Origin of the sequence: Massilia timonae (assembly GCF_001866515.1) — a bacterium.
Classification (GTDB): Bacteria; Pseudomonadota; Gammaproteobacteria; order Burkholderiales; family Burkholderiaceae_D; genus Telluria; species Telluria timonae.
On sequence record NZ_JRYB01000001.1, the window covers coordinates 1,876,932 to 1,889,546 of the forward strand.

Genomic DNA, 12,615 nt, shown 5'->3' on the forward strand with positions numbered 1-12,615 from the left:
CTCCTTGTCGCTCTTTTTTTGTGGCGATCAAGTCTTGATGCGGTTGTCGCGGGCTGCGATGAATTCGCGATACCACAGCGCGCTGTCCTTCAGGGTGCGCTGCTGGGTCGCATAATCCACGTGCACGATGCCGAAGCGCTTGGCGTAGCCCGAATTCCACTCGAAGTTGTCGAGCAGGCTCCAGAGGAAGTAGCCGCGCACGTCGACGCCGGCATCCATCGCCTCCTTGAGCGCGGCCAGGTGGCTGCGCACGTAGGCGATGCGTGCCGGATCGTGGACACGGCCGTTCTCGACCACGTCGGGATTGGCCATGCCGTTCTCGGTAATGTACACCGGCGGCAGGTCGGGGTACTCGGCTTTCAGCTTGATCAGCAGTTCGGGCAGGCCTTCCGGGAAGATCTCCCAGCCCATGTCGGTGACGCCGTGGCGAGCCGGCGGCGGCAGCGGCGGGTTGGCGGCGCTGCACCAGCTGCGGAAATAATAGTTCGAGCCGAGGAAGTCGATCTTCTGCCGGATGATGTCGAAATCGCCGTCGCGCACCTGCGGCGCGTTGGCGCCATGGCCGCGCAGGGCGAGTTCGGGATAGCGGCCCTTGAAGATCGGGTCCATGAACCACTGCACCGAGCGCGCGTACTCGAATTCGGCCATCGCGCGATCGGCCTCGGAACCGGTGGCGGCATCGGCGGTCCACTGGTTCAGCACGATGCCCAGCTGCGCCGCGCCGCGCACCTCGCGCATGGCGCGCATGGCCAGGCCGTGCGACAGCAGCAGGTGGTGCGAGACCTGGATCGACTGCTTCAGGTCGACCACGCCCGGCGCGAACTGGGCGTTGCCGTAGCCGAGGTTGGCCGTGCACCACGGTTCGTTGTGGGTGGCGATCGCCTCGATGCGGTTGCCGAAGCGGCGCGCCACCTCATGCGCATAGTCGGCGAAGCGGTGCGCGGTGTCGCGGTTCAGCCAGCCGCCATCGTCCTGCAAGCCTTGCGGCAGGTCCCAGTGATAGAGGGTGGCGTGCGGGCGGATGTTCTTTTCCGCCAGCGCGTCGAGCAGGCGGTCGTAGAAGCCGAAGCCGGCTTCGTTCCAGGCGCCCTTGCCATCCGGCTGGACGCGGGCCCAGGCCAGCGAGAAGCGGTAGGCGTCCACGCCCAGCGAGGCCATGATGTCGACGTCCTCGCGGTAGCGGTGGTAGTGGTCGCAGGCGACGGCGCCGTCGCTGCCATCCTTGATGTTCGCCTTGTTCTTGCAGAAGGTGTCCCAGATCGACGGGCCCTTGCCGTCGACGTCGTGCGCGCCTTCGATCTGGAAGGAACTGGTGGCCACGCCCCAGGTGAAGTCGGATGGGAAGTCGTTGTTGAAGTCGAAGTCGGGGCTCTTGGTCATGGAATTCTCTGATCGATGCAAAGCGCGGGGGCGAAGCGCTGGAAAACAAAAAGCAGGCCCGGGGAAACGGGCCTGCCGTGCTGCGGCTTAGAAATCGAAGCCGGTGTTGATGCCGACGGTGCGCGGCGGTTTGTACTGCGCCAGCCATGGGCCGAAGCCGTTGAAGGCGCTGGTCTTGATCTTCTTGTCGCTCACGTTGCGCACGAAAGCGTCGACCCACCATTTGTCCTGCTGGTAGCGCAGGCCGACGTCGGCGCTGGCGTAGGCCTTCTGGCGGTCTTCCGGTCCGAGGTCGAACACGCTCAGGCGCACCTCGTCCTCGTAGCGCGCCGTGATGCGCGGCACGATGGTGCCGCCATTGGCCAGGTGGAAGGTGTGCTGGTACTGGACCGTGGCCGAGAATTTCGGCGCGTGCGGCAGCTTGTGGCCGGTGACGTCGAGGCAGTTCGAGATGCTCGGGTCGACCGTGCAGGTCGGCAGCGAGTAGTCGTTCGAGCCGGCGATCAGGTGACCGAGCTTGGTGTCGAGCACGGCCAGCGCGATCGACAGGCGGCCATCCCTGGCGACGCGGGCCGCGATCTCGGTTTCCAGGCCGTATACTTCGGCGCCGTCGGCGTTCTCGATGGCCAGGCCACGGCTGCCGTCCGGGAAGCTGACCGGCGAGTTGAACTGGAAGTCCTTGAAGTCCATGTAGAACAGCGCGTTATTGATGCGTAGCGCGCCGTCCAGGAAGGTGCTCTTCGAGCCGATCTCGTAGTTGGTCAGCGTCTCGGGCTGGTAGGGCAGGCCGCGATCCTGCACGCCGCCCGACTTGTAGCCGGTCGACACGCTGGCATAGACCATATTGTTGCGGTCGATGTCGTAGTTCAGGCGCACCAGGCCGGTGGCCTTGTTGTCCTTGTACTTGCCGTCGTTCGGCACGCCGGCGACATAGCCGGTGGCCGGGTCGCGCGGGTCGATGTGCGGGTTGAGCGGCAGTTGCGGCGCGGCCGGGTCATAACCCCAGGTGTAGCCGCGCCCGCCGATGTGCTCGCGGTCGTCGCGGGTGTAGCGCACGCCGCCGGTCAGGTGCCAGGCATCGGTGATGTTCCATGTAGCCTGGCCGAATACCGCCGTGGTGTCCACGGTCTGCTTCGGCTGGATGAAGGAACCCTGCCAGTTCACGGCGCCGTCCGGGGTGCCTTTCATGCCGGCGATGTCGAAGCGGATGTCGTTCTTCTCGTTGCCATAATAGGCACCGACCTGCCAGTCGACCGTGCGCGTGCCGGTCGACTGCAGCAGCAGCTCGTGGCTGTGGCTCTTGTAGTTGGAGTCGACCGTGGTGTGTTCCTGGAAGATGCCGCCGGTGGTGATCGAGGTCGGGACCACGGTGCCGCCATCCTGGTCGAAGCGCATGTCGCCGCTGTACTTGGACCAGCCGGCCACGTACTGCAGCGCGATGTCGGGGCTGATGTCCCAGCTCAGGCGGCTGCGCACGTTGTGGCTGTCGCGATTGATCCACGGGGCGCTGTCGGACAGGGTCGACCAGTGCTTCTCGCCGGCGCGCGGCACCTGCATCAGGTTCGCGCTCGGGGTGCCGCGGTCGATGAATTTTTCATAGGCGATGTCCCAGCGCACGTTGGGCGCCAGTTGCCACAGCAGCGACAGGCGCGCGGCGCTCTGGTCCTGGGCGCTGTACTTGTCGCCGCCCGAGACGAAGAGGTTCGGGTCGATCGGTCGGAAAGCGGCCGGATCGGCGCCGGACGCCAGGTAGGCGGCGCGCTGCGACTCGACCGACGGATTCTTGAAGCGCTGGTAGTCGACGTAGCCGTCGTGGCGCTCGTGCACCACGGCGAAGCGCAGCGCGGCATTGTCGGCGATTGGGATGTTGACCGCGCCGCGCACGCCCAGGCGGTTGTAGTCGCCGATGCCGCCCTCGAGGTAGCCGGAGCGGCTGTTCAGTTCCGGCTTGACGGTCTGGATGTTGACCGCGCCGACGGTGGAGTTGCGGCCCCACAGCGTGCCCTGCGGGCCGCGCAGCACCTCGATGCCCTCGACGTCGAACATCAGGGCGGTGGCGCCTTCGGCGCGCGGCGAATAGACGTTGTCGACGAAGGACGCGACTTCGGGGTCGGCGTATTCGGTCTTGGCGCTGTCGTTGCCGATGCCGCGCAGGGTCATGGTGGTCACGCCGTGGTCGCCCTGGGCCGTGGCCTGGAAGCCCGGCACCAGCGCCACCACGTCGAGCATGGTCTGCACGTGGTTGTCCTGCAGGGTGGCGGCGCTGAGCGCGGTGACCGCGATCGGGGTGCGCTGCAGCGAGGTCGAACGCTTGGTGGCGGTGACCTTCACCTCGGCGATCTGGCCGTTGTCGACGACGGCGGGCGGTGTGGCGGCGGCAGCCGAAGCCGGGTCGGACGCGCTCTGGGCCTGGGCGCTGCCGATGCCGGCGAGCAGGGTCAGGATGGCGAGGCGGATGGGGGTGGACGACGAGGTGCGCACTGCGGCCCCCGCGGGCGTAGTCATGGTCATTGCTTGTCTCCGAATATTGTTTTATGGGTACATCAGGAGCGCTGAGAGCGCTAACACGTGGATCGATGAGAAATCGATTTCATCAATCTTGAAAACGGTTTCATAGTAATTTCGTCCGTAAAAAAATGTCAATTAGAATTTTTGAACATGCTTACTGCGTTTGTTGTATCTCAACGACGGCCATCCTATGAAAGATTTTCATGGCGACGCGCTTTCCATGCTTTGCGGGTGAGTATCGGTGATATACTTCAAGCAACAATCTGTCTTGGATGAGTCCGGAACGCTTCATGAAAAACGTCGAGAGCAGCACCAGCACCCTGTACCAGGTCGCCAGCGCTGCCGGCGTCTCTCCCGCCACGGTCTCGCGCTTCCTGAACGGCACCGCCAAGGTGTCCGAAGACAAGCGGCGCACCATCGAGCGCGTCATCGATGAACTGAACTACAAGCCGAACCGCCTGGCGCAAAGCCTCAAGATCGGCAGCACCCGCACCATCGGCGTGCTGACCCAGTCGCTCGAGAGCGGCTACTTCAACCGCGCCATGGTCGGCATCGAGGATGCGGTCAAGGCGGCCGGCTATGCGCTCCTGATCATGAGCGGGCACTGGCATGCCGACGAAGAAGCCGAGCGGGTCGAGCTCCTGATCGGACGCCGCGTCGACGGCGTGGCCATCCTGACCGGGAACATGAGCGACCAGCAGATCCTCGACTTCTCGAAGCGGGTGCCGATCGTCGCCTTCGGGCGCGACGTCCAGGGCGCGCGCACCCACGGCTTTTGCCTGGATAACTACCGCGGCGCCTGCGAGGCGGTGGAATACCTGATCGCCCAAGGCCACCGCCGCATCGCCCACATCGCCGGCCCGGACGACCATCGCGACGCGCGGGCGCGCCTGGCCGGCTACCACGACACCCTGGCCAAGCACCGGATCGAGGCCGATCCGCGGCTGGTGGTAGCGGGCGACTTCAGCGAATCCGGCGGCTTGCTGGCGCTGAACGGGCTGCTGGCCGCCAACCTGCGCTTCACCGCGATCTTCGCGGCCAACGACCTGACGGCGTATGGGGCGCGGCTGGCGCTCTACCGGCGCAATATCCGGGTGCCGGAAGACATCTCGCTGGTCGGCTTCGACGACCTGGAAAGCTCGATGTATACGACGCCTCCCCTGACCACGGTGCGCCAGCCGCTGTATGACGCCGGGATCGGCATCGGGCGCCGCATGCTGGCGATGCTGGCGCACGAGCAGCCGGAGGGCGAGGTGCCGCAGCTGAGCCTGATCGTGAGGGAATCCGTCAGACTGCTATGAGCCCCGCGCAGGCTTGCTGTTACATCTGGTAACACATTGCTAAAATAAATCGTTTGCAATTAAATCGCGAGCTATGTAATATGCTTTTCATGGCAGCGCCGAACGGACAATCAAACGGGTCGGCGGGCCAAGGCAGCAAACCATTTATATAGCGCGCTACTAAATAGCGATTTAATGAAATCGGGCGGCAAGGCCGCCGACTACGACAAGGAGTCTCATCATGGCAATCGACAAAGTTCTCTACCGTGCACGCGCCAAAGCCTCGGGTGGCCGCGAAGGCCGCGCCGTTTCCTCGGATGGCGTGCTGGACGTGAAACTGACCACCCCGAAAGAACTGGGCGGCGCCGGCCTGGAAGGCACCAACCCGGAACAGCTGTTCGCGGCCGGCTACTCGGCCTGCTTCCTGGGCGCCATGAAATTCGTCGCTGCCCGCGACAAGCTGAAAATCTCCCCGGACGTGTCGGTGGAGGGCAGCGTCGGCATCGGTCCGATCCCGACCGGCTTCGGCATCGAAGTCGTCCTCAAGATCAGCCTGCCGGGCGTGCCGGCCGATGAGGCACAAACCCTGGTCGACCGCGCCCATATCGTCTGCCCGTACTCGAACGCTACCCGCGGCAATATCGACGTGACCCTGCAACTGGTGTGATGCGGCGCTTCCCCCGGGCAACCGGGGGATACGGAAACCTGTCGTATGCAAATAGCCGAAATAAATAAGTAGCGTGCGATTTAATCGTGAATATTTTCACTGGCCGCTACCGCCACCGAATGATCCGTTTATGCAATGAAGGCGCGCGGCGCGCTGCTAATGTGGCAGATGGCCCCCCGCCAATCCAGAACCCAAACAAGAAAGGAAGCACCATGAACACCCTGAGCAAAGCCCTTGTCGCGGCATCCCTGACCCTCGCTTACGGCGCCGCAGCGGCCGCCGACATCGCCCCCACCGTGGAGCGCCGTACCGCCGAATTCCTGACCGCGCTCAACTCCGGCGGCGGCAAGCCGATCGAGCAGCTGTCGCCAGCGGACGCCCGCAAGGTGCTGGAAGGCGCGCAGAAGAGCGTCAAGGTGAACCTGCCGGCGGCCGAGGTTTCGGACAAGGTGATCACCGTCGACGGCAAGCAGATCAAGCTGAAGATCGTGCGTCCGGCCGGCGTCAAGGGTGTGCTTCCCGCCTTCATGTTCATCCACGGCGGCGGCTGGGTGCTGGGCGACTATCCGACCCACGAACGCCTGGTACGCGACGTGGTCGAAAGTTCCGGCGCGGTGGCGGTATTCGTCGACTATACCCGCTCGCCGGAAGCCGGCTACGGTGTGGCGCTCAACGAAATCTATGCCGCGACCAAGTGGGTGGCCGAACATGGCAAGGAACTGGATATCGACGGCAGCCGCCTGGCGGTGGCGGGCAATAGCGTCGGCGGCAATATGTCGGCCGCGCTGACCCTGATGGCCAAGGACAAGGGCGGACCGACACTGCGCTATCAGGTGCTGATGTGGCCGGTGACCGACGCCAACTTCGAGACCGGTTCGTACAAGCAGTTTGCAGAAGGGCACTTCTTGACTCGCAATATGATGAAGTGGTTCTGGGACAGCTATACGAAGGACGCGGCCAAGCGCAAGGAAGTCTATGCCTCGCCGCTGCAAGCCACCCTGCCGCAACTGAAGGGCTTGCCGCCGGCGCTGATCCAGACCGCCGAGAACGATGTGCTGCGTGACGAAGGCGAAGCCTATGGCCGCAAGCTGGACCAGGCCGGCGTCGACGTGACCGTCACCCGCTACAACGGCATGATCCACGACTTCGGCCTGCTCAATCCGCTGGCCACCGTGCCGGGCGTGCGTTCGCAAGTGCTGCAAGCCGGCGCCGAACTGAAGAAGCACCTGGCCAAGTAACACTTGCTGCTTGCTGTCTGGGCCGCCCGAGGGCGGCCCTTTTTTTATGCGCCATCATGCAATCGGTGTCGTCGGCGCAAATGGATTTAACAATTGCAGAGATGCCCGGGCGGCTGGTCTGGCCGAATAAACGTGATGGGAAATCACGAACGGGAGACTGGTCACGATGGCGCTTGCCCTGGCTGCGTCAACACGTCCCGGCGCACGAAAACAAGCCATTTTGGAATGAAACTGCTGCATTGCAGCAATTCGGCTCCATCTGTGGAGCGTCGTCGGGCTCAGCAATAAATGGTTACATCTGACGCTAAATCCTTACTTCTTCATGCGTCAACCATGCTGAATTACCAGCTTTTCGTATATGTCCAGCAAGTAAGTTGTCATCTTTGCGTCGGCGCAATACAACGACGCGAAATATTTTTCCGCACGGAAAACCAAAGCGAAAAAAGGTGTTTAGAATTGCCGTCCATCAGCTTCCTGACGTAAATATTTCAGACGCGTCCGGGCTGTAAAAAGCACTCAGGCAATTACTTTACATCTCAAGAAATTTAACAATTCGCGGCTTCCATGCAAACTACCGTTTCTGTTCCACGTCGTTCTTCTTCCGTACTCGTACAAGCCCAGCTGTTCTCGCTGCCGGTCGTGTTCGCCCTGTTCGGCGTGATCATGGGCTCGTGGGCCGGCCGCATCCCGGCCCTGGCCGCCGGCGTCAACGTCTCTCATGCGGCGCTGTCGATGGTGCTGCTGTGCGGCGGCCTCGGCGCCGTGATCTCGTACCCGATCTCGTCCTTCCTGATGGGCCGTTTCGGCGCGCGCAAGACCCTCATGATCTCGGGCCTGGCCCTGCTGTGCGTGCTGGTCTCGATCGGCATGGCGCCGGACGTGTCGCGCCTGATGATGGCGGTCCTGATGCTGGGCATCACGGCCAGCACCTTCGACGTCGCCATGAACTCGGCCGCCGCCCGCCGCGAAAAAGAGAGCGGCAAGTCGGAAATGTCGCGCCTGCACGGCCTCGCCTGCGCCGGCGGTCTGGTCGGCGCCACCCTGGGCAGCCTGATGGCCAGCATGAAGATTGCGCCGGCCACCCACTTCCTGATGCTCGCCGGTCCGCTGGCCGTGGTGCTGTGGCTCGCCGTCAACCTGCTGGAGGCGGATGAAGCCGGCGTCAAGGTCGAGAAGAAGAAGTTCGCGCTGCCGCGCGGTCCGCTGGTCCTGCTGGGTCTGCTGGGCTTCTTCGGTTCGATGGCCGAAGGCAGCATCGCCGACTGGAGCGGCCTGTTCCTGAAAGAACACTTCGGTGCATCGGACGGCCTGGCGCCGCTGGCACTGTCGTCGTTCTCGGTGATGATGCTGATGTCGCGCATGGTCGGCGACAAGATGAAGGAACGCTACGGCGCCAAGCGCCTGGTGACCCTGGGCGCGCTGGTCGCCGCAGCGGGCCTGTTCTTCGCGGTGCTGGCGCCGAACGCCTATGTCGCCCTGGGCGGTTTCGCGATCGCCGGCGTCGGCCTGGCCCTGGTGTTCCCGTTCGTGTTCAGCGCCGCCGGCGCGCAAGGCCCGGCTGCCCTGGCGGCGGTGGCGAGCATGGCCTACAGCGGTAGCCTGATGGGCCCGCCGGCAATCGGCGCCGTCGCCCACTTCATCGGCATGCAGGCAGCCATCGCCTACGTCGGCGGCCTGTCCCTGGTGATCGCCATGGTGGCGTGCCGCACCCGCCTGCTGAAATAAGATCGATGGCGGCCTCGGTGGCCGCCTGGGAAGTCACAACGCAGACGCGTCCGCAAGGGCCGTCTGCGTTGTCGTTGGTGGTGTCCGGATCAGCCGGTGACCTGCTTGAGCCACTCGCGCGGCGAGGCGCCCATCATCGTCGTGAAGGCGCGCGTGAACGTGGATGGACTGGTATAACCCGTGCGGCTGCTGACCTGTTTGACCGGCATGCCTTCGCGCAGCAGACGTGTGCCGACGCCGATGCGCCAGCGTGTCAGGTACTCGCCAGGCGGGACGCCCATCACGTCGCGGAAGCGCTCGGTGAACGCGGCGCGCGACATGCAGGCCACCTGGGCCAGCGACTGCAGGCTCCATGGTTCATGCGGGCGCTCGTGGATGACGGCCAGCGCCAGCGACAACTGGCGGTCGGACAGCCCGGCCAGCAAGCCCACCGACAGCCTGCCGCTGTCGAATTCGCGACGGATGACCTGGATCATGAGCACATCGCACAGGCGATCCACGATCATGTCCGAACCAGGACCATCCTTGCCCGCTTCGTCGAACAGAAGGTCCAGGGTGCCGCGCAGCCCATCGATTTCCGAAAGGGGAATGACGAGACAGGATGGCAGCACGCGCGTCAGCGGGTTGTGCAACCCATCCTGGAACGTGATGTGTGCGCACAGCAGGTTGGCGGAATGGCCGGGGCGCACCTGCAGTGTGTGGTTATCGCCGCGGGGATAAAACAGCAGGCTTGGCTCCGTGATGCAGAGGGTGCCGCCGTCGTCATGCACGAAGTCCACCGTTCCGGAGCGAACCAGGTGTAGCTGGCCCGACATGCCGTCTGCCAGGAAACGATTGCCGTCGCAAAATGTGCCGTTGTAGAAAATACGGGCGTTGAAGGATTGACGACCGACCAGCGATGACAACTTATCCATAACCATTCAATTTCGACTGAGTGACAGCTATTCTGGACGATAAGACGGGTTTCCGCGTGGAAATTGGTGAGAATTCAAGCGAGAATACAACGCTTGTCGGCAATCGCCTTCCTATCTTTTTCCCCCACCATGAACAATCTACGTATCAAGCACGTGATCACCGCCGTGATCGGCGTGCTCATCCTGCTGACGATCGCCGTTGGCGCCATCGGATTCCATACCACCCAGCGCGCGGTCGACCTGCTCGAGAACCTCGCTCTGCGCGCAGCCAACCAGCAAACCGCTGTCGCCAGCATCGAACTGCGTATGGAGATGAATCGAAGCCATATCCTGCAAGCATTGCAACATAACCCGGAAAATCGGTTTGCGGCGCTCCATAACCATCCGCTATCGGTTCATAGTCAGTTCATCGCAAATAATAGTGAAGAGTTGCGTAGGGAAATCGCCACTCTGCGTGCAAGTGTCGTCCGTCCCGAGACGCGGCAAGAAATCGAAAAATGGGCCGACGTCAGCAACAACTTCGGGATGGCGCTGGTCGATGAAGCCATGCGCGCCATCGAAGGCAGTCAGTGGGACCAGGCAAATAAGATGCTGGGGAAAAAAATCAATCCGGTGTATGCCGAAGCCATGAAGGCCTACCGGGATCTCGATGCGTTCATGAACGAGCGCAACAAGCAGCAGAGCGAGCAACTCCACGCGGAACTGGACACCCTGAACATGGTTGTGGTCGGAGCCATCCTGCTTGCCGTGCTGCTGGCTTGCGGCGCCACCGTCTATCTGGTGCGTGCCATCGGCGCGCCGCTGTCCAGGGCCGTCGACGTGGCGCGCCGTGTAGCTGCCGGTGACCTGGGTGTGCGGATCGATGTCGATTCGCGTAACGAGTTCGGTCAACTGCTGGCCGCGCTGCGCGACATGACGGCAAGCCTGGCCGGCATCGTCGGCGACGTGCGCAATGGCAGCGATACCATCGCCACCGCCTCCACCCAGATCGCAGCGGGCAACCTGGACCTGTCGGCGCGTACCGAGCAACAGGCCAGCGCGATCGAAGAAACCGCCGCCTCGGTCGAGGAACTCACGAGCACCGTGCGCCAGAATGCGGAAAACGCACGCCAGGCCAATGGATTGGCAGCATCGGCATCGGACGTCGCCACCCGCGGCGGCGCCGTGGTCACCGAAGTGATCGGCACGATGGGTGAAATCAATGCATCGGCGCGCAGGATCGTCGACATCATCGCGGTGATCGACGGCATCGCTTTCCAGACCAACATCCTGGCCCTGAATGCCGCGGTCGAGGCGGCTCGGGCCGGCGACCAGGGCCGCGGCTTCGCGGTCGTGGCGACCGAAGTGCGCAACCTGGCCCAGCGCTCGGCCAGCGCCGCGAAGGAAATCAAGGAATTGATCACCGATTCGGTCGGCAAGGTCGACAGCGGCAGCCGCCTGGTCGACCAGGCTGGCGCGACGATGGAAGAGATCGTTCAAAGCGTGCGCCGCGTGGCCGACATCATGGGCGAGATTACCACCGCCAGCGCCGAGCAGAGCGCCGGAATCGAACAGATCCACCAGGCCATCAGCCAGATGGACCAGGGAACCCAGCAGAATGCCGCGCTGGTCGAGGAGGCCGCCGGCGCCGCCCAGTCGCTGCAGGACAGCGCCGCAGGACTGGCACAGCGCGTCAGCGTCTTCAAGCTGGCCGCAGGCCAGCAATCCTCGGCGCCGGTTGCGCCGGCCGGAATGGCGAGCGCATCAAGAAAGCTGGCGCACTGGTCGCCGGCGCGTGCCTGACGCCTGCCGGCGCCAAGACCGATCGGATGGCCGCTGCGCAGGCTGTTCAGGGCGACTGCGCTTACCAGTAAGGCCACATCCCCGCCGCACGTTGCCTGCTGGGTTCGGCGCCAGTGAGCAGGGTGCGCGCATGTTGCAGCACGACGGTGGCGCGCTCGGCGCCGGGGTCCCAGATGCAGCGGTGACGCAGGCGGTCGAGCGGCGCCCAGCGCGCGATGTCGGCCTTGCTGAAGATGACCACGCTGTTCAGGCCCAGTCCGGCGGCGATGTGCGACACCCCGGTGTCGTTGCAGATCAGCAGGCGCGCGCGGCTCATCAGGGCCGCCATGGCGCCGATCGAGATCGGGGCGGCGGCGATGATGGCGGGCGCATGCATGCGATCGGCGACCGCCTGCGCCAGCGGCGCCTCGTCCGCCGATCCGGTCAGGACGATGCGCATGCCGAACTCGTCGGCAAGCCGATCGGCCACCCTGGCGAAGCGTTCCGGCGGCCAGCAGGTGTCGCGCTGGCGCGCTCCCGGGTGCACGCAGATATAGCTGCCCGGCTCGAGCCCTGCCGCCAGGCCGCTGGCAGCGAGCTCGTCGTCGTCTTCGCGCAGGATCGGGAACTCGAGGTGCGTGCCGGCCTCCGGCGCCCCGAGATGGCCGACCAGGTGCAGCAGGCGTTCCGGCTCGGCGCCGGTCTCGGGATAGGGGACGAGAACGGTCTTTTCGGTGCTCAATGGCTTGCCGCGGCAGTGGCCCGCCATCGCGGTCGCCCCGAAGCCGGAAACGATGTGGTTCGCGATGTCGCCGCTGCCGTGCAGTTGCACGGCCAGGCTGAATTCGCGCGCGCACACGGTCGCATAGAACGGGGGCAGGTCGTCATGGTGCACGGTTTGCTCGGGCAGCAGGGGATGGCCCGGAAACGGCAGGAATTCATCGAGGTAGGCGGCAAACCGGTGGACGAACTGCGCTGCCCACGGCAGGCCGACCAGGGCAATCCTGGCCTTGGGCAAGGCGGTGCGCAGGGCGCGCAGGGCCGGGACCGCACACAGCATGTCGCCAAGATGCAGTGCGCGAAACACCACGACCGATTGGATAGGAATGCGATGCAGCAATGGTCGCCGGAGCATGGCTCTC

The 12,615-nt window shown here is 64.2% G+C and carries 9 protein-coding genes; 5 read left to right on the top strand and 4 right to left on the bottom strand.

Annotated elements, in window-relative coordinates; translation table 11 throughout:
• Positions 1–27: 27 nt before the first annotated feature.
• Together LO55_RS08110 and LO55_RS08115 are read right to left on the bottom strand one after the other, a co-directional pair.
• Positions 28–1,380, bottom strand: coding sequence for a GH1 family beta-glucosidase (locus LO55_RS08110; RefSeq protein WP_071361088.1), 1,353 nt, complete (start codon positions 1,378–1,380; stop codon positions 28–30).
• Between the two features lie 87 nt (positions 1,381–1,467).
• Positions 1,468–3,891 carry a TonB-dependent receptor gene (locus LO55_RS08115; RefSeq protein ID WP_071361089.1) on the bottom strand — a complete coding sequence of 808 codons (2,424 nt, stop codon included), beginning with the start codon at positions 3,889–3,891 and terminating at the stop codon, positions 1,468–1,470.
• 287 nt (positions 3,892–4,178) lie between these two features.
• Here LO55_RS08115 and LO55_RS08120 point away from each other — a divergent pair, with 287 nt between their 5' ends.
• The 4 genes from LO55_RS08120 (at position 4,179) to LO55_RS08135 (ending at position 8,798) form a co-directional block, all read left to right on the top strand.
• On the top strand, positions 4,179–5,189 hold the full coding sequence (locus tag LO55_RS08120) for a LacI family DNA-binding transcriptional regulator (protein WP_229410097.1): 1,011 nt from the start codon (positions 4,179–4,181) through the stop codon (positions 5,187–5,189).
• Positions 5,190–5,409: 220 nt separating this feature from the next.
• On the top strand, positions 5,410–5,835 hold the full coding sequence (locus LO55_RS08125) for an organic hydroperoxide resistance protein (protein ID WP_071361091.1): 426 nt from the start codon (positions 5,410–5,412) through the stop codon (positions 5,833–5,835).
• Between the two features lie 212 nt (positions 5,836–6,047).
• Positions 6,048–7,073, top strand: a complete 1,026-nt coding sequence (locus LO55_RS08130) for an alpha/beta hydrolase (protein WP_071361092.1) — start codon at positions 6,048–6,050, stop codon at positions 7,071–7,073.
• Positions 7,074–7,637: 564 nt separating this feature from the next.
• Entirely contained in the window at positions 7,638–8,798 is a 1,161-nt protein-coding gene (locus tag LO55_RS08135) for an MFS transporter (protein WP_071361093.1), read from the top strand.
• Positions 8,799–8,887: 89 nt separating this feature from the next.
• Here the strand turns inward: LO55_RS08135 and LO55_RS08140 are convergent, their stop codons facing one another.
• Positions 8,888–9,712: an AraC family transcriptional regulator gene (locus tag LO55_RS08140; RefSeq protein ID WP_071361094.1), complete on the bottom strand. Its 825-nt coding sequence runs from the start codon at positions 9,710–9,712 to the stop codon at positions 8,888–8,890.
• A 129-nt stretch (positions 9,713–9,841) separates the two neighbouring features.
• On the opposite strand from LO55_RS08140, the gene LO55_RS27280 reads away from it, so the two are divergent.
• On the top strand, positions 9,842–11,494 hold the full coding sequence (locus tag LO55_RS27280) for a methyl-accepting chemotaxis protein (RefSeq protein WP_071361095.1): 1,653 nt from the start codon (positions 9,842–9,844) through the stop codon (positions 11,492–11,494).
• 61 nt (positions 11,495–11,555) lie between these two features.
• Here LO55_RS27280 and LO55_RS08150 read toward each other — a convergent pair whose 3' ends face one another.
• Complete coding sequence (locus tag LO55_RS08150; RefSeq protein ID WP_083415244.1) at positions 11,556–12,608, bottom strand: glycosyltransferase family 9 protein; 1,053 nt, start codon at positions 12,606–12,608, stop codon at positions 11,556–11,558.
• Positions 12,609–12,615 lie beyond the last annotated feature (7 nt).